The 17,562-nt window shown below is 35.3% G+C and carries 18 protein-coding genes; 17 read left to right on the forward strand and 1 reads right to left on the reverse strand.

Translation table 11 applies throughout. The annotated features are described in order from the left end of the window. The first annotated feature begins 2 nt into the window (after window positions 1–2). The 11 genes from EM4838_RS05025 to EM4838_RS05075 all read left to right on the forward strand — a co-directional run bounded on the left by EM4838_RS05025 (window position 3) and on the right by EM4838_RS05075 (window position 9,141). A complete protein-coding gene (locus EM4838_RS05025; protein ID WP_071866411.1) occupies window positions 3–563 on the forward strand; it encodes a YpiB family protein in 561 nt (186 codons plus the stop codon). A 728-nt stretch (window positions 564–1,291) separates the two neighbouring features. Then, complete coding sequence (locus EM4838_RS05030) at window positions 1,292–2,260, forward strand: sensor histidine kinase (RefSeq protein WP_071866365.1); 969 nt, start codon at window positions 1,292–1,294, stop codon at window positions 2,258–2,260. 13 nt (window positions 2,261–2,273) lie between these two features. Further along, on the forward strand, window positions 2,274–2,984 hold the full coding sequence (locus EM4838_RS05035) for a LytR/AlgR family response regulator transcription factor (protein WP_071866366.1): 711 nt from the start codon (window positions 2,274–2,276) through the stop codon (window positions 2,982–2,984). Between the two features lie 460 nt (window positions 2,985–3,444). Then, window positions 3,445–3,813, forward strand: a complete 369-nt coding sequence (locus tag EM4838_RS05040) for a DUF7006 family protein (RefSeq protein ID WP_071866367.1) — start codon at window positions 3,445–3,447, stop codon at window positions 3,811–3,813. Window positions 3,814–3,989: 176 nt separating this feature from the next. After that, a complete protein-coding gene (locus EM4838_RS16455; RefSeq protein ID WP_157811372.1) occupies window positions 3,990–4,139 on the forward strand; it encodes a hypothetical protein in 150 nt (49 codons plus the stop codon). 196 nt (window positions 4,140–4,335) lie between these two features. Next, window positions 4,336–4,623 carry a hypothetical protein gene (locus EM4838_RS05050; protein ID WP_071866369.1) on the forward strand — a complete coding sequence of 96 codons (288 nt, stop codon included), beginning with the start codon at window positions 4,336–4,338 and terminating at the stop codon, window positions 4,621–4,623. A gap of 41 nt (window positions 4,624–4,664) precedes the next feature. Next, window positions 4,665–6,839, forward strand: coding sequence for a BspA family leucine-rich repeat surface protein (locus EM4838_RS05055; protein WP_071866370.1), 2,175 nt, complete (start codon window positions 4,665–4,667; stop codon window positions 6,837–6,839). Window positions 6,840–6,927: 88 nt separating this feature from the next. After that, the gene (locus EM4838_RS05060) at window positions 6,928–7,434 is read left to right on the forward strand and encodes a hypothetical protein (RefSeq protein WP_071866371.1); all 507 of its coding nucleotides are present in this window, start codon (window positions 6,928–6,930) and stop codon (window positions 7,432–7,434) included. 69 nt (window positions 7,435–7,503) lie between these two features. After that, on the forward strand, window positions 7,504–8,199 hold the full coding sequence (locus EM4838_RS05065; protein WP_071866372.1) for a hypothetical protein: 696 nt from the start codon (window positions 7,504–7,506) through the stop codon (window positions 8,197–8,199). Continuing rightward, window positions 8,192–8,527 carry an LPXTG cell wall anchor domain-containing protein gene (locus EM4838_RS05070; protein ID WP_071866373.1) on the forward strand — a complete coding sequence of 112 codons (336 nt, stop codon included), beginning with the start codon at window positions 8,192–8,194 and terminating at the stop codon, window positions 8,525–8,527. The genes EM4838_RS05065 and EM4838_RS05070 overlap by 8 nt, the downstream gene beginning before the upstream one ends. A gap of 317 nt (window positions 8,528–8,844) precedes the next feature. Then, window positions 8,845–9,141, forward strand: coding sequence for a hypothetical protein (locus tag EM4838_RS05075; protein ID WP_161325698.1), 297 nt, complete (start codon window positions 8,845–8,847; stop codon window positions 9,139–9,141). Window positions 9,142–9,416: 275 nt separating this feature from the next. Here EM4838_RS05075 and EM4838_RS05080 read toward each other — a convergent pair whose 3' ends face one another. Then, entirely contained in the window at window positions 9,417–10,298 is an 882-nt protein-coding gene (locus tag EM4838_RS05080) for a YitT family protein (protein ID WP_071866375.1), read from the reverse strand. A 248-nt stretch (window positions 10,299–10,546) separates the two neighbouring features. Here EM4838_RS05080 and EM4838_RS05085 point away from each other — a divergent pair, with 248 nt between their 5' ends. From EM4838_RS05085 to EM4838_RS05110, 6 genes are all read left to right on the forward strand, one after another. Further along, the gene (locus EM4838_RS05085) at window positions 10,547–10,885 is read left to right on the forward strand and encodes a nucleotide pyrophosphohydrolase (RefSeq protein ID WP_010735763.1); all 339 of its coding nucleotides are present in this window, start codon (window positions 10,547–10,549) and stop codon (window positions 10,883–10,885) included. Window positions 10,886–10,904: 19 nt separating this feature from the next. Continuing rightward, entirely contained in the window at window positions 10,905–12,110 is a 1,206-nt protein-coding gene (locus EM4838_RS05090) for a CCA tRNA nucleotidyltransferase (RefSeq protein ID WP_071866376.1), read from the forward strand. A 265-nt stretch (window positions 12,111–12,375) separates the two neighbouring features. Further along, complete coding sequence (locus tag EM4838_RS05095) at window positions 12,376–12,831, forward strand: hypothetical protein (protein WP_010735761.1); 456 nt, start codon at window positions 12,376–12,378, stop codon at window positions 12,829–12,831. Between the two features lie 229 nt (window positions 12,832–13,060). Continuing rightward, entirely contained in the window at window positions 13,061–13,336 is a 276-nt protein-coding gene (locus EM4838_RS05100; RefSeq protein WP_071866377.1) for a hypothetical protein, read from the forward strand. 12 nt (window positions 13,337–13,348) lie between these two features. Beyond that, on the forward strand, window positions 13,349–15,445 hold the full coding sequence (locus EM4838_RS05105; protein ID WP_071866378.1) for a cation:proton antiporter: 2,097 nt from the start codon (window positions 13,349–13,351) through the stop codon (window positions 15,443–15,445). A gap of 223 nt (window positions 15,446–15,668) precedes the next feature. Then, window positions 15,669–17,555, forward strand: a complete 1,887-nt coding sequence (locus EM4838_RS05110) for an ABC-F family ATP-binding cassette domain-containing protein (protein ID WP_071866379.1) — start codon at window positions 15,669–15,671, stop codon at window positions 17,553–17,555. Window positions 17,556–17,562 lie beyond the last annotated feature (7 nt).

Raw genomic sequence — 17,562 nt, forward strand, 5'->3', positions numbered from 1 at the left:
ATATGTTGATTGATGTTAAAGAAAAGAAGAATTTCTTAACTTGGATGGTTAACCATGTCTCTTTCAGTCGCAGAGAAGTATTTTGGATTTTGAACTATCTGGCAAATCATGAAGCAATCTTACACAATGTGCGTTTTGTTGAAGGTGCAAACTTAACAAGACGTGGTTTACAGATCACCGATCTTTCATATGAAGGTGAGCCGATGAAGCTATTTTTAGATGGAAAGGAATTTACTGATACTGATCAGATCTTCCATGAAATCCGTCTGAACTGGAAAAATCCACTTTATGTCGAATGCCTTTTTGAAAATGCGTGGCAAACGAAAGAATATTTAGCAATCATCGAAGATAATCCGTTAGCCTCATGGGAAGATGCAATCAGTGAAGAATCAACAGAATTAATCGAGCATTATTTCCAAGAAAAAGAGCAAGCAGCAAAACTAAGCATGCTTTACCAACAGATCGATCAGGCATTAGAAGAAGGCGATAAAGATGCGTTTCTTGAACTATCAGATGAAGTGAACCGCATGATCCTTCAAGCGCCACAGAAGAGTAAGAGCTGAGTTTATTAGAAAAATAAATGATAGTAGTGGGTAAGGTATTCTTTGAATACTTTATCCACTGCTTTTATATAATTTAATGAAGCTAAAATGAAGTTTGAATATGGCGTTATGGACTTCTCGTAGGAAGGTTATTTTTTAAGACATCGCTTCATCAATAAATGTAATGTATAATGTAGAGAGGTTTTATATTGAGGATTATTGAGGATTTTTTAAGCAGCTCAAGCATTTTGAGAAAACCAAATCGTTTGAAATGAAAGTATTTTATTTGAAATTGCGTTCCTCGATTGTTCATTCACGAATAATTGCTTTAAAAAGCATACTTCCTAGTTGAATAATATCAGCTGTAAGTAAGCGCTATAATGATTATAGGAGTAATAATCATGGATTTTTTATCTTTTTTATTTTGGGTTATTGAAACTCTCCCTTTAGTTATAGGGATATACATTTTAAGTGAAGGTAGATTAGGTTGGAAGTTAACTAGCTTGATGACTGTTAGCTTTATTCCATTATTTTTTGTGAAAATAACTTTCCCGAAAATTAATGGGTTGAGTATAATACTGTTCATTTTATTCTTTCTGATCAGCTATTATAAGACAAAAAAAATAATCAAAAGTATTTTTATCTGCTCTATTCCAATGGTTTTACAAACGAGTTCGATCTTCCTTGCAGAATTATTGTTATGGCAAATATATGATATAAATAGCATTCAGGAATCTTCACAAATAATAATGGTTACAGTAATCGAAAATTTCCTATCAGCAGCAATTGTCATCATTGGTTCCTTCATCACTAGATTATTTATGAGAAGATATTCGATCGATGATTTATTAGATGGAAAGTATGGAATCCTATTTATATTATTTCCGTTACTTGGGGAAATCATATTTTCAATAAACATTTATTTCATAAAAATTGATGATTTTTTAAATGATGACAGGATTAGAGGAAACATCATCTTATTTACAATTTTTAGCATCGTTCTATTACTCGTTGTGTTCATCCTTTTTAGAGTGATTTTCAATAACTTGAAAATCGAGAATGAACGAAAACAAAACCAGCAACTCAGTATATACATGAAAGAGTTGGAAAAACAAAATGATGAAATTCGAAAGATACGCCATGATTATCTCAATATCATGACAACAATGTCTGGATATTTAGAACAAGAAGATGTAAAAGGATTGCAAGTCTACTTTTCTGATAAAATCAGACCATTGGGAGAAAAAATCGAAAAAAATGATGCACAACTAGGACGTTTGACTTATATAAGAATCCCAGAAATCAAAGCTATTTTAGCAACAAAATTATTGCAAGCACAAAAATCAGAGATTCGTTTGATCGTTGATATAGTTGATCCAGTTGAAAATTTTCATATGGATACACTGAAATTAAGTCGTGCACTTGGAATTATCTTGGATAATGCCATGGAAGCAGCGAAAGAATCCGAGGAACCTCAATTGGATCTATCTTTTGTGGAAAAAAAGAATGAGCATTTTATTCTCGTTAAAAATACGTATCGAGAGACTCCCCCTATACATTTGATCTTTAAACAAGGCTTTTCTACAAAAGGAGAAAATCGAGGGTTAGGATTAAGTAATCTTAGAGAAATCTTCTCTGATTGTGAGAATGTGAGTCTTAATACGTATGTGGACGATGAAAAACATTTTTTCTTTCAAGAAATTTCGATTAACTACTAAAGAGGAGCAACCTATGATAGAAATTTTTATATGTGAAGATGAAAAAGATCAGAGAAGAAAATTAACAAATTTCATCCATGACTATATAAATGCTGAAGGATATGATATGAGGATTTCCTTAGCAACAGACAACCCTCAGGAGATTTTAGCCTATGTAGAAAAACATCAGCCCAGTGGCCTATACTTTATTGATATTGATTTGAATACGACAATCAATGGCTTACAAATGGCTTCAAAAATCAGAGAAAAAGACAAGGATTCGTTTATCGTATTCGTCACTACCCATGTTGAATTGATGCAGTATACGTTCAAACACAAATTAGAAGCATTAGATTTCATCAATAAAGGTGAGTTTAAGGAAATGAGAAAGCAAATCGTTGAGAATATCGATTATGTCCACTCGTACCAAAAATTGGTCAATGAAACTTTGACGTTTAAAATTGAACTGAACAATCGCATTATCACAGAAGAATTGGATAATATCATGTTTTTTGAAACGTCAGGCAATAAACATCGAGTGATCATGCACGCGCAAAATCGGCAAATTGAGTTTTACGGAAGTCTAAATGACATTGAAAAGCAAGTAGATGCCTTTTATCGTTGTCACCGTTCTTTTCTTGTTAATAAAAATAATATTACAGAAATTGATAAAACCAATCGGGAGCTTATCATGAAAAACGGGGAAATCTGTTTAGTTTCTTCCAGAGCAATAAATAAATTGTAAAAGAATAATAACGTATCAATCACTTAGTCAAGCACTTAGGAATTCCTAAGTGCTTGTTTTTGTTGATTTGGTTTCTATTTTTTATGCTTTAGGAAATAACTTTCATTATGGGAAATATCTATCTTAAAATAATAAATTATAAGAAGTTAAAGATAGATCACGTCTGTTAAACTTGAGGAACTAGTACTAGTAAAGGGAGGGAAGAAGATGACAAATTTTATTAGTAGAATCTGGGTGATATTTATAGTATGCGTGTTTTATACAACTTTTTCTGCTTTTGTTTTAGTATCAGCTTTAATTTCTTTGGTAAGCAGTTTTTTTTAGTTTAAGAGGGTGAATATCAATACAAGAAAAGTATACTTCTTAAATCATATAGGTTTGAAAAAATATAAAATAAGGGGAGCGTAACGTCAGACAAGAATAGACTGATTATTTTTATTCTACGTTATGAAGCAAATATATGGATCAACTATCATTTGAAAATTACATAAATTACTATACTGAAATTTTAAATAAGTATAAGGCACTCTATCCTTCGCTATGTCACTATGCAGAGGATAAGTTAGAAGAATTAATTCGATTAATGAATCTGCCAGTAGAAGATACGCTACAATCCGTTTTTTTTAAAGCAATTGCTTTAGATGTAAAAATACAATTGACAGATATCTGGTTAAATGGAGAGCGATTCGGTTATACAGATGAGGAAATCATTCATCTGATCGAAAAAGAATATGTATCTTTTAATCTAGAAATATGCGGATATGAGAGAAAAGGAGTGCCACCATACTCACTGATTTTTATGAGTGAAACATCAGTTAAGAAATTTTAAGTTTGTAGCAACAATGGATTTAGTTTAAATGTCTTATTTAATAAAAAAAGGATGTATTACATGAAAAATTATTAATCGTTTGTAGTGTGCTGTTTCTTCTCTTTGTAGGCTTTCTGATTTTATCTTTTCTATTATTTAGAAATAATCAAGAGGTTGCGATAGCAGAAATCCAGAAGATGGAAATATTAAGGGATCAAGAAAATGATCGTTTTACAGCAAATAAGGAAATGGTCTTAAACACTAAAGAAATGGTGGCCGCTGTCATCTATTTATTAGGGGCTGTCTTGGTTGGGCTAATGATCTATAAACAAAAAAATAAAGGTTAAAGTGTTGTTCAAAAGCTATTGTTTGGATGACCAAGTAATTTTATGAATAAAGTGGAAGATACGTTTAGGATGTCCTGAGCGTATCTTTTTTTTTGTTTAGGAAGACTTCTTCGTTGTTTGTGTAGGTAAGAGAGAATAAATAAAAAATGGTGTTAAGCTTTCAAATGTGAAACGAGCAATGGGGGAGTAATAAAGGATGAAAATTAAAAGATTACAAAATATAGTATTCCTGAGTCTGATGTTTGTTGGGGCATTTTGTTTAAGTTATATCATTGCTTTCCAGCTCGATTATTATCTAGCGATTACTGAAATTTTTGGGATAAAAGGATCAAATGAGAGTAATCATGGAATACTCTTCCACTATTTTGATATGTGGAAAATTATTTGGCTGTTGGCGACAACATATATCACAAGTTTTGGCACTGTCTATGTGATCAGTTATTTGTTGATTATAAGCTACAATAAATGGCAACGTACAAATTAAAACGTTATGTGTAGATGAACTTTCGGAGAGGAGACCGATGAATGATGGATAAGAAGAGAAAAAGCACATATCAGTTTGCAATTATTGGATTCGTACTCATGAATCTTTTACTTTCTAACTTTACACCGATTGTAATGTGTCTGGAAGAAGATTATTCACAAGCTACATTGGATTCCTCAGAAGAAAGTACTACGGATTCATCAGAATCTTTAGATGAAAGTATGCAGTCATCTGAGGAAGAGGAGATCCGTGTAGAAGATTCTACTGAGAGCGTAGAAGAAGGACCTCCGACAAGTTCGACGACAGAAACAAGCGGACTTAATGGTACACAAGAAGAGCAAAAAGATAATACAGATAACACTAAAACATATACACATATAAAAGATGTCCAAAAAGAAAAAGCAGTAAGTGCAAAAGGACAGGTTGGAACTGTTAATTGGGAACTTTATGACGATGGGAAACTAAAAATGACAAGTGGTGGAAAATGGGAATCTAGTAATTTTGATGTTGAAAAATCACCATGGGCTTCTTGGAATGAAAAGATTACTAGTATAGAAATCAGTTCTGAAATTACGGTAGGATCTAGTCTGGCAGGTGCATTTAGAAATTTATATAAATGTAAATCAATAACGGGATTAGATAAATTAATCCTTAGCAGTGTTAATCCAACTAATATGGATAGCACATTTTATGGTCTTAGTGCATTGGAAGAACTAGACTTAACGGGGCTAAATACGAGTAAAGTGACTGATATGTCTGCGATGCTTCTAGGAACTAGTAGTTTAAAGGAATTGAATATTACTGGTTTGGATACTAGTAACGTAACTACGATGTCTGCCATGTTTTATGGTACGGGATTAAGTAGTGACAACTTAGATATCAATGAATTAGACACAGGAAATGTAACAAATATGTCTAGTATGTTTAAGGATGCACGAAATTTAACGAATATAGATTTAAGAAATTTAAATCTTGAAAAGGTGACAAACATGTCTAGTATGTTTCAAGATCAGTATACAGATCAAAATAATGACGGGACTATAGATGAGAGTCAACTGTGTACAGTAAAATTTGGGAAGCTAAGCAATGAAAATATAGACATGAACAGCATGTTTAGACATGCGACGCACCTTGAGCAAGTAGAGTTTTATGAAGCAGATGAAAAAGTTAAAGTATTAAAAATGGCTCATATGTTTATGAATACTAAGAGCTTAACAAATATAGATTTAAGTACATTTGATACGAGTCAAGTAACCGATATGTCTAGCGTGTTTAACAGAGCAAGTAGTTTGACTAGTGTAGATTTAAGTGGATTTGATACTAGCAAAGTAACAAATATGTCTAGTATGTTCAGTGGAGCAAGTAGTTTAGCGAGTGTAGATTTAAGTAACTTTGATACTAACAAAGTAACAAATACGTCTAGTATGTTTAGCGGAGCGAGTAGTTTGACAAGTATAGATTTAAGTAACTTTGATATGAACCATGTAACAGATTTATCTCATATGTTTTTTCAGACAAGTAAATTGGGAAAGATTATTTTAGGACAAAATTTTAGTTTTAATAACAATATGGATGGGAAGCTGCCCCCAGCTTTTAACGGAAAAAATGAGGATTTATGGCAGGCTATTGGAGATGGGGACGAGGACACACCAAATGGGAAAGTCTATTCTAACGGTGAATTAATGACAAATTATGATGGAAATAATATGGCGGGAACATATGTCGCAAGTGGTTACGATCCAAGTATGATGATCTCTGTAGATGTTCCAGAAAAGGTATCGTTTGGCGCAATAACTAGCGAAAAAATTATTTCAAATAAATTTAATATTGCTAATAATTCGAGATTACCATTGCGAGTTGTTGTTACAGAATATGTTGATACAGATTTTTCTTTCAGCTTGTTTCAATCTTTGAAATTAAAAATTGATGAATATAGTGAAGGAAACGATGTATCGTTAATTGATAAAGGAAACGGCGATATATCTGCTGAAACCACATTATTTAATTTATGTTCAGAACAAAATATTAATGTAATCGACTCGGAAAAAAATGAAGAATTGATACAAAATGGCTGGAGAAATAATTGGAATTTTCAATTTGATGGTGCCATATATGAAGATCAATTTAATGAGAATGACTTGAGGACAGTCAACCATGAATTGAAATTAAAATTTATTCCTTTAACAGCGGATGGTAATAATATATGGGGAAGCTAAGATTATTGGGTCTAGGATCAGCTCAAAACTTTAATGAATAAAAGTACCGAATCAACGGAAATATATATAACAAATGAGGAGAGAAGCAATGGAGAACAAAAAGTATAAAGATGAAAGTAAAAGAAAGCGCAAGATAATCCTACTGATCATTCTTACAGGATGCTTAGTGATACTTACCATATTGTATTATTCACAAAAAACAAATGAAGTATACTCCAAAGATACTATGCCAGAAATTGTTCAGGGTGACCAAGCAATAGAAAACCTAGATGAAGTGGTACAAGAAACACAAAATATCACTGCATATGCACTGATTAGCATAGAGGCGGATGGACAAACAGGGAAATGGTATTTTTACAATGATAAAGACAATCAAATCGGTCAACAAGCGGTGATCAGATTGGATGACAGTAATAAAATCATATATCAGTCCGGAGTAATAGAGCCAGGAAGTTTTATTGAGAATATTAAATTGTCTGAACCTTTGAAATCTGGAAAATACAAAGCAACAGTTACGATAGAGAGCTATGATCTGGATAAAAAATTACTCAATAGTAGCATGGGTGCAGTTGCGACAATCATTGAAGTAGTATAAGTTAAGCAAATAAAAATAGAGATTAAACATAATGTTTATGATAAATATATAAATTTAGGAGGAGCAAAAATGTTAAAAAAGAATATTTTAATTACATTATTTAGTGGATTACTATTAGGCGCAGGAGGTTTATCAATTAATAGTGCATTGGTTGAAGCAAAAACACATGAACAAAATTCAGAAGCAACTATAGATGTCGAGGGGAAAATTGGTGAAAAGGCAATTAATCCTACTGATCCAATACCGACATTTCCAATAGAGCCAGAGTTAATGATTTCAGTTGATCTGCCTGAACAACTTTTTTTTGGAGCGACAAAAACTGAAAAGATTAGTTCTGCAGATCATAAGATTAAAAATAATTCTTCTTTACCAGTAAGAGTAGAAGTAATCCAATATAGCAATAAGAAAGAGACGGAGGACACTTTTCCATTATTTGAAAATTTATATTTAGTAACACCCAATTACGGTATTGGTGCGGAGCAGATACAACTGATTAGTGAAGGCTCTGCTTCAGCGTTAGAGGCGGTGAATAATGTACTAATGGAATTAAGTGCTGGATCAAATCCAACTAATGTGACTGAAAATGAGATTTTAGAAGACCAATTGGGTTGGAAAAAAGATACAACATTTCAATTTAGCGGGGTAATAGGAAGTATTTTTCCCTTAATCACTGAAGGTATAGTTGCAGAACATGAACTGACCATAAAACTAACGCCACTAACACCTAATGGAGCTAATGTCTGGGATGGAGAGCCTATTGAATAAGATTAGTTTTAAGACAATATTGATTATTGTTTTGGTATGTTTTATAAGCATTATATGCCTCCAACAGCCAGAATCAATCAAGAGCGTTGAACTACCTGTAGAAGGCAAAATCGGGCAAACAATCGAAAATAGTCATAATACAGATGAGACTAAACTAAGCGATGAAGACTTTAGGAAAAAAACGGTCGTCTACGAAAGAAGACTTCCTAAAACAGGAACGAGAACTTCATGGGGGTTATCTGTGTTTGGCGGAATTATTCTCAGTGCATTAATAATCTATAGAATAAAAAATCACTTCATCTTTCACCAAAGAAAATCCAGTGTATGAAGCATTGTGTCGGTTGGAATTTCGATTGATTAAAGATTTTTCAAGCGGTCATCTAATGACTTCTTATAAGAAAAAATGACTAACTTAAGTCTAGGAAATTTGTCTAAAAATAAAAAAATTATTTTGTGGTCTGTGGTCTATGGATACTCGCATCTTTGATATTCATTAATGGATGGACGAACATTGAAACAGCAATGGATCTAAAGGTAAATGAAGAAGCAACTGATTACAGTAAAGGATCTTAAAGCGAATGAATGGATGGCGGAAGGATTGGATGACAAAGTGGGGCATAAGCTGATTGCCTTTTTTCGGATCATGTGTTTACTTTTAATATTGATATAGCTACAGGTAGGTGGAAAGAGATAGATAAAGATTTAGCAAAATCAATGGCAGAAGAAATGGTATTCAAATTTGAATATAGCTTAAAAGGAAATAAATTAATTAGAAAAATTGATGGTAGTGGAGAAGAAATAGAATATAAAGTAGCAAAAGAAGATGACAAGATTCTGTTAGTACCAGTTAAAGAAAGTGAGAATAAGATCACACTTTCCTACAAAGAGAAAGAGACAGACTCTGCTAAGAACTGTTTGTCATTAAGTGGAGATCAAATCTAAGAATATCTGGATAAATAAAAGCTTGTAAATTTACTTTTTGGGGAGTAAATTTACAAGCTTTAAGTACCTTGCGTAATTAATAATTTTTAAGGTAAACTTGTCGAATACTATATATTCGGTTTTAGGAAGCACAAAATAACTAATCACCCAAGTGCTTTGGAATGAACTGAGAATATTTCTAGGTAGAAATGTGCAACTGCTTGATCGCGGAATACACAGAACCACGTTATTCTATATACGTAGAAAGCTTCAGTATCAGGTTGCTTGATTCAAAATCATTCTATCATTTTTTTAAACCGATTCGTTTGTGGTTTGAGATACGTAAAGCCTTCTCCTTCTACTTCATGGACATTTAGAATCGAAAGAAAGGCATGTTCGTCAATTTCATGAATGATCCGTTTTACTTCATTTAATTCCCTGGCACTTACTACCATATAGATCATTTTTTTATCGACACCAGAAAAACCACCTTCTCCGTGCAAGAATGTGACACCACGTTGTAAGCCAGTCATCAATAAAGGCGCAATTTCCTCACTTTTATTTGAGACCACAAGAATCCCTTTGGCAGAGTAGCCGCCATCAAGGATAAAATCGATGACACGACTAAATACATAGGAAGCGATTAACGTGTACATCATCCGCTTCAAATCGATATAAGTTAATGAAGCAAGTAAAACTATCACATCAAAAGCTAAAAGGGAACGTCCCATAGAGATTCCATGATTTTTTTCAAGTATCCGAGCGATGATGTCACTTCCTCCTGTAGTACCTCCCATACGATAAACGATCCCGCTGCCGACTCCGGCAATCAGTCCTGCAAGTAAAGAGACGATCAGTAAATCATGCTCTAAGTTGATTTGTAAGGGAATCCTTTGCCAAATCCATAAGAAGACAGAAAGCGAGACAGTGCCTAAGACAGTATACGCGAGCGCGCGTTTTCCTAATATTTTTCCGCCTAGTAGGATCAATGGAATATTGATCAATAAAGTAGAATAAGCTGGGTCGATATGAAAAAGAGCACGCAAAATCAGGGTAATACCTGAAACTCCACCCTCAGCTAGCTGGTTTGCGATATTCAAATAGACTAGTCCAAAAGCATAAATACTTGTTCCTAAAATAATAAAAAAAACTTCTTTCATTGTTTTCAATGATGTCATCGAATCCCCACTTTCTACTATATGATATGATTCATTGTGCAACAAGCGGTAAATCCTAGATATAAACCTAGGGATTAGGAAACTAGTTATTCATTTTTTATAGTTATAGAATAGACCAAGTTGGCTTGATGCTAAGAATTTATTAAGTATACCTAACATAATGTAGCATGTATTCTTTGTTTTCACAATTGCACTTCTTGCGGTTTTGCTGTAAAGTTTTTTAGGAAGAGATGATTGGAGGGTTCTTAATGAAAGAAGAGCGTTCACTAAAAAGTATGCAAGAAGAGGTCGATGCGTACATCCAACAATTTAAAGTTGGGTATTTTTCGCCATTGGCGCAAATGGCACGTCTGACCGAAGAAGTAGGTGAATTGGCCCGAGAGGTCAATCATTCATATGGCGAAAAAAGTAAAAAAGCAACAGAACCTAGTAATTCAGTGGCGGAAGAATTAGGCGATGTTCTATTTGTAACGATGATCATGGCAAACTCGTTAGGAATTGATTTGACGACGGTATTTGAAAAAAATATGGAGAAGTTCAATCGAAGGGACCATCATCGTTTTGCCCGAAAAGATGAGGAACAGTGAGAGGATAGAAGGAGTAAAAATGAGACTAAGTGAATTACCGATCGAATATAAAAAAGCAATTCCAGTAATAAGAAAAATCGAGGCAGCTGGATTTGAGGCGTACTTTGTTGGTGGTAGTGTGCGAGACACGTTACTCGGACAAAAAATTCATGATGTAGATATTGCTACTAGTGCGTTTCCAGAAGAAATCAAGCAATTGTTTCCAAAAACGATAGACATTGGGATCGAACATGGAACGGTTCTCGTCTTGCATGAAGAGGAGCAATATGAGATCACGACATTTCGTACGGAATCGACTTATCAAGATTATCGACGACCCGATAGTGTTTCATTTGTTCGTACACTAGAAGAGGATCTAAAGCGAAGAGATTTTACGATCAACGCTTTTGCTTTGAAAGAAGATGGTGAAATCATCGATTTATTCGACGGCTTGGCTGATTTAGAAAATCACGTCTTACGAGCAGTTGGCCGGCCTTTTGAACGATTTCATGAAGATGCCTTGCGAATGATGCGTGGCCTTCGTTTTGTGAGCCAGTTAGGATTCAAATTAGAAGAAGAAACAGCCAAGGCAATCGAAGACAACCATGCCTTATTGGAGAAAATTTCTATTGAACGAATGAATGTTGAATTTATCAAAATGCTTTTAGGGGATTTTCGTAATCATGGCTTGGTCGCATTTGTTGAAACAAAATGTTACATCTATTGTCCACAATTAAAAGAAGATGGTGAGGCATTACTACGATTTGCCGATTTACCATCTATTCCATTAAAAAAAGAAAGTCAAGCTTGGGCATTGTTGCTCAACCAGCTCGGTCGAGCAGAGCAAGAGGTGGCACCTTTCTTAAAAGCATGGAAATGTTCCAACCAAATGATTCGAGAAGTCCAACGTTTGGTCAAAGGATTGGCGAAGCGACAAGAACGACGATTAACACCATTGGAGATTTATCATCTTGGAAAAGACGCATCGTTGGATGTGGAGGAATTAATGATTTACTTCCAACAAACTCCTGACACAACAACTGTGCTAGACATTTATCACGCACTTCCTATCAAGACAATGAGTGAGTTGTCCATTGATGGAAAGGTGTTATTAGCTACGAGTGAAAAAAAACCAGGTAAATGGGTCAGTGAAGCATTAGCACTTGCGGAGTCAGCGGTAGTGAACGGACTGGTACCGAATGAACAAGCTGCGTTATTAACTTATCTGAAAGAGCAACAAGGGTAGTCAATGAAACCGTGGCAATCACTAATTACGTTTGATTGGCGGGCTATTCATATACTGACATGGCTAAAGTAAGGGCATGAGAGTTATCTATAGAAGCGTTTGGCTTTTTTGTAGCATGTTTTTCATGTCCCTCTTCTCTTTTATAGGAGGATTGTTATCAAAAAAGCTGACAGAAAAGCAAACATGAGAGATGACCGCTTTTGTTGTTTTATGCTAAACTAGTAATGAAACAGAATATAATGCGTCAAAAAAGGAGATTTTTTTAATGAGCAAAGAAATGACAGCGCTAAAATTTTATTTCCGTAACGGCGAAACATGGACGATCAATCGTCGTCACATCGGCGACCTTTGGATCAAACAAATCACAACAAGTTTTGGTCGTATCAATGGAAGCGAATTTATCGAGATCCATCCATGTGCCGGTTTTAAAATCGAGATCTTCCATGAAGGAGATTCAGTAGCTACTCATGATATCAATCTAGGTGGTTTGGAAATGGGTATGTTCAATCGTGCTTTGAAATATGAAGATATTGAACGTATGGAAATCTTGTATCGCAATGGTACACCTGATCTAGTATACTTCCCTTACTTGGACAAAGGAACAGAGGGATTAGATAATCAATATCAATCAACAAAAATCAGTGAAAAAACTGGTAACTTATACATTGTGATCAACCCAGAACAACGTGTTGACGATGTTTATGGCGAATATTTCGAATAAGATCGAATGACGTTAAAAAAATAGCACATGCAAAACTTTTGAATAGGTTTTGCATGTGTTTTTCTTTTGTCTTTATTTTATGATTCCAGTTGATATTTTATAGTGATTGGACTAGAATGAGTTTCTGGGATTGAAACAAACACTTCACTGTAAAAGTAAAAAGGTTTTAGTTGCATTCTTAGAACTTTTTGCTATAATTGGTGCAGTTTGAATATAGGAGATCTTGAAAATGAGAGAGAGTTTTGAAGAACAAAAGAAACGACTGGTTGAACACTATGGTACTTTTTCAATGGAAGATCGTCGTCAAATCTTATGTAAGTTGCGTAAAAGAAATATCTTGATGTATCGTCAATTGGGACGATTGAAACACGAATTGCTCCGTTTAGAATCAAAACGTGTGCAATGTGAGTTAGATGGTCGAGTGACCCAAGCGGAAGTTGTTGAAAACAAAATATTAAAGAAAAAAGAGCAATATTTGAAAGTTCTTGCACAAAATAAAAAATAAAGGGGATCAAGCATGGAATTTGCAGAGTTAGTGATTGTTTTTGCAGTCACGATCACGCTATCCAACATAGCAAGTCGTATCTTGCCGATGATCCCTGCACCACTGATCCAAATATTTCTTGGCGTGATTTTAGGATTGACCGAATGGGGTGAATCCATCAATTTTGAACCTGAATTATTTTTAGTGATGATCATTGCCCCTTTGCTTTTTAGAGAAGGAGAAAAAGCGGATATCGCCTCGATTTTGAAAAATTTCGATACGATATTGTTTCTCGCTTTTGGTGGGGTGATATTGACTTTGATTGGCGTCGGAGCAACGTTATCGTTTCTGTTACCAAGTGTCCCTTTAGCCGCGTGTTTCGCTTTTGGTGCAGCACTAGGTCCGACAGATGCGGTGGCAGTCAGTTCGCTGTCCAATCGTGTGAACATTCCGAAAAAAGCCATGCATATTTTGGAAGGTGAAGGGTTACTGAATGATGCATCTGGCGTTACAGCCTTCCAATTTGCCTTAGCCGCTTTGATCACTGGAACGTTTTCTGCGGTCAACGCAGGCGTTACATTGATTTTATCAAGTATTGGCGGGGCAGTCGTCGGCTTTTTACTTGTCTGGATGAAAAGAAAAATTATTGGTCTGATTGAGAAAGCGTCGGCACGTGACGTGACAGGCTACTTGTTGATTGAATTGTTGTTGCCTTTCTTAGCATATGTTTTAGCCGAAGTCTTTCATGTTTCAGGAATTATTGCAGCTGTGGTTGCAGGGGTATTACAAGCCTCAGGATTTAAAAAAATCTCAGTCTTTGATGCGGAGTTGTCAACTTTGTCGAATAGTACATGGACAACGATTGCCTTCACATTGAATGCACTGGTATTTATATTTTTAGGAATCGAACTGACACAAGTCTTTACACCTGTTTGGGGTGACGGTTTATATCCGAATAGTTTGTTGCTAATGATTATCTTATTGATTTCGATCATGCTGTTCGTCATTCGCTTCGTTTCAATCAGCTTGTTTTATATATTCAAGGGCGGTTTCCAAAGTCTTAAGAAACAACTGAATGAAGTGTTGATCTTAACCTTTGGAGGCGTAAAAGGAACCGTCAGTTTAGCGACTATTTTTATTTTACCATTCACGATCAACCAAATGGCATTCAATCAGCGTTCATTACTCCTGTTTTTGACCGCAGGTGTTATTCTAGTCACGTTGATTATCGGGATCATTGTATTGCCAATGTTGACTGAAACAGAAGAAGCAGCGACAACTGATTTAAAAGCTTTGATGATCTTGGAAGAAGTGATTGAAACACTGCGCTTAGAAAAAGAAGCGGAAGAACCAGGATCAAAAGCTTATTTAGCGATAGAAGCGGTGATTGAGACTTACCAAGAAAGAATCAGTGAGCTCTATTTATCTGATTTGAGTGGCGATGAAAAGCAAGAAGTCCAAGAAATCCAAGCGTTGATTTTATCGATTGAGCGAGATGGCTTGGATGAAAGATATCGTTCTGGGAAGCTGTCTTCTAATGGCTATCGTTTTTATTCAAGATTCCTGGCTAACTTTGAACAGTCGATCACAAGTCAAATTTTATCATTCATTGGTTTTTGGTTCATCGTAGTACGTCGACTGATGCGGATCATTCTCCATCCAAAAATGTTTTGGCAACGACGGCAAAGTGATCGCCAAACCATGATTTCTGAGAAAGATATTCAAGAAATTCGAGAGACGTATCAAAAGAATACTCAGTTGATCATTGAAAGTTTGGAGAATCTAACGGATGTTTATGATGAATCGATGATTGGATTCTTCATTGAACAACGCAAAGCTCAAGGGATTCGGATGATGAGTGGTAATCTGATTTCCTCTTGGATGATCCAGCAAGATCGTTTATTTACGAAAAAAATGCTAAGAGGTTATTATTTAGAAAGAAAAGTCATTGATGAATATGAAGTAGCAGAAGCAATCACGACTTTTTCTGCAAATCAATACAGAAGAAATATCAACCTGTTGGAGTCCTATACAATGAATCAGCCGACAGATCGCTTTTCATTTCGCTTTGCTTTCCAAGCGAAAGCAAAGAAATTTCAATTGAAACAAGACCAAAAGAGGAAGTTGTGACAAAGCACAGCTCCTCTTTTTTTATGGTGTTGTGACAGAAGTCGTTTAACCTTAATAATTAAGTTTATCCTGGAAGTCAGGTTTGTGAATCCTGGATATTCAGTTATATGAAATGAGAGAATACGTATCTGCAATGCTACCTAAAAAAAAAGAATATTCGAAAAAAACTATCTTTTAAACAATTGTTTTATGTTACAATATCCAAGATAAGGGGGGAGTACTGGTGAAAGAGCTAAAAATAACTGACCTCAAAAAAACATATGGAGAAAAAGAATTATTTAATCAGATCTCCTTTTTGATCCATGAACATGATCGCATCGGTTTGATTGGTACTAATGGAACTGGTAAAACAAGTCTTTTGAATATCATTGCTGGACTTGACAGTGGAGATGGTGATCAGCAGACAGTTTTTTATCCGAATGATTACCGTATCGGTTATTTATCACAAACCGATTCATTTTCAGAAAATGATACGGTCTTACAAGCTGTTTTTCAAGGGAATAGTCCATTGATCCAGACTGTACGACTCTATGAAGAAGCCTTGATTGCATTAGCTGAAAATGGCGATGATGAAGCAGTCCAAAAACGCTACGCATTGGCAGAAGAGCGAATGAATAAAGAGGACGCTTGGACGACGGATACAAATGCCAAGATCATTTTGCAAAAATTAGGGATCAGCCAACTAGAAAAGAAAATCGGTGAGCTTTCGGGTGGACAAAAAAAACGTGTGAGCTTAGCACAAGTTTTGATCGATGAACCTGATCTTTTATTACTTGATGAACCGACAAACCACTTAGATTATGCAGCGATCGAATGGTTGGAATCTTACTTGAAACAATATCGGGGTGCCTTATTGATGGTGACCCATGATCGTTATTTCTTAGATCGTGTCACGAATCGGATCTTTGAACTTGCCTTTGGGAATCTTTATGAATATAAAGGCAATTATGAAGCTTATCTAATTGAAAAAGCCGAGCGAGATCGTGTCGAAGTCGAACAAGAAGAAAAGCGTAAACGCCTGTATAAGCAGGAGCTTTCTTGGATGCGAGCGGGAGTACAAGCTCGTGGGACGAAACAGCAAGCACGTATCAATCGCTTTGAAGATTTAAAAGAAAACGTATATCAAGTCAATCATGATACGGATATCGAACTAAATATCGCGACACAACGTTTAGGTAAAAAAGTGATCGAGATCAAGGATGGTTCGTATTCGATTGAAGGAAAACCTTTGCTCCAACACTTGGATCTATTGATCCAATCAAGAGAGCGTCTAGGAATCACTGGAGAGAACGGTGCTGGAAAGTCAACGTTGTTAAATATCTTAGCAGGGAAATTATCCTTAGATAGTGGCATCTATACGATTGGCGAAACTGTTCGATTAGCTTACTATACACAGGAAAATGAAAAAATGTCTCCGGACAAACGAATGATTGCTTATCTGCAAGAAGCGGCAGAAGAAGTCCAAACGGCGGATGGAACGCAAATCGGTGTCGCTGAACTTTTGGAGCGGTTCTTGTTTCCTAGATTTATGCACGGAACACTGATCCGTAAACTATCTGGTGGGGAAAAGCGTCGTTTATATCTACTCAAATTGTTGATCCAGCAACCCAATGTTCTATTGCTAGATGAGCCAACCAATGACTTAGATATCGCTACTTTAACGATCTTGGAAGATTATTTCCGGACATTCCCTGGAGCGGTGATCACCGTTTCTCATGACCGTTATTTCTTAGATAAGGTAGTTGATAAACTGTTAGTTTTTCTAGGAGATGGCAAACAAGAGCTTTATTATGGCGATATGTCTAGCTATTTAGCCAAACGCAAAGAAGATCAACAGATTCAACCAGAAAAAGTCAAAGCTAAGATAGAAGAAAAAAAATCTGAGCCAAAGAAAAAGCTTTCTTATATGGAACAGAAAGAATGGGCAACAATCGAAGATGAGATTGCTGAACTAGAGAATCGTTTGGATGAATTGCAAGAGGAGATGAACCATCAAGGGGATGATTTCACACGATTGCAAGAATTACAAAAAGAAGTAACCACAACTGAGGAACTGCTGGAAGAAAAAATGTCACGTTGGGAATATTTAAGTGAATGGGCAGATAATTAGGAGGGAA

It is taken from the genome of Enterococcus mundtii (assembly GCF_002813755.1).
Taxonomy (GTDB): domain Bacteria; phylum Bacillota; class Bacilli; order Lactobacillales; family Enterococcaceae; genus Enterococcus_B; species Enterococcus_B mundtii.

Excerpts from the sequence above, each read along its gene's own strand:
- EM4838_RS05025 (WP_071866411.1), top strand. The coding sequence starts at position 3 with ATGTTGATTGATGTTAAAGAAAAGAAGAATTTCTTAACTTGGATGGTT.
- EM4838_RS05030 (WP_071866365.1), top strand. The coding sequence starts at position 1,292 with ATGGTTACAGTAATCGAAAATTTCCTATCAGCAGCAATTGTCATCATT.
- EM4838_RS05035 (WP_071866366.1), top strand. The coding sequence starts at position 2,274 with ATGATAGAAATTTTTATATGTGAAGATGAAAAAGATCAGAGAAGAAAA.
- EM4838_RS05040 (WP_071866367.1), top strand. The coding sequence starts at position 3,445 with ATGGATCAACTATCATTTGAAAATTACATAAATTACTATACTGAAATT.
- EM4838_RS16455 (WP_157811372.1), top strand. The coding sequence starts at position 3,990 with ATGGAAATATTAAGGGATCAAGAAAATGATCGTTTTACAGCAAATAAG.
- EM4838_RS05050 (WP_071866369.1), top strand. The coding sequence starts at position 4,336 with ATGAAAATTAAAAGATTACAAAATATAGTATTCCTGAGTCTGATGTTT.
- EM4838_RS05055 (WP_071866370.1), top strand. The coding sequence starts at position 4,665 with ATGATGGATAAGAAGAGAAAAAGCACATATCAGTTTGCAATTATTGGA.
- EM4838_RS05060 (WP_071866371.1), top strand. The coding sequence starts at position 6,928 with ATGGAGAACAAAAAGTATAAAGATGAAAGTAAAAGAAAGCGCAAGATA.
- EM4838_RS05065 (WP_071866372.1), top strand. The coding sequence starts at position 7,504 with ATGTTAAAAAAGAATATTTTAATTACATTATTTAGTGGATTACTATTA.
- EM4838_RS05080 (WP_071866375.1), bottom strand. The coding sequence starts at position 10,298 with ATGACATCATTGAAAACAATGAAAGAAGTTTTTTTTATTATTTTAGGA.
- EM4838_RS05085 (WP_010735763.1), top strand. The coding sequence starts at position 10,547 with ATGAAAGAAGAGCGTTCACTAAAAAGTATGCAAGAAGAGGTCGATGCG.
- EM4838_RS05090 (WP_071866376.1), top strand. The coding sequence starts at position 10,905 with ATGAGACTAAGTGAATTACCGATCGAATATAAAAAAGCAATTCCAGTA.
- EM4838_RS05095 (WP_010735761.1), top strand. The coding sequence starts at position 12,376 with ATGAGCAAAGAAATGACAGCGCTAAAATTTTATTTCCGTAACGGCGAA.
- EM4838_RS05100 (WP_071866377.1), top strand. The coding sequence starts at position 13,061 with ATGAGAGAGAGTTTTGAAGAACAAAAGAAACGACTGGTTGAACACTAT.
- EM4838_RS05105 (WP_071866378.1), top strand. The coding sequence starts at position 13,349 with ATGGAATTTGCAGAGTTAGTGATTGTTTTTGCAGTCACGATCACGCTA.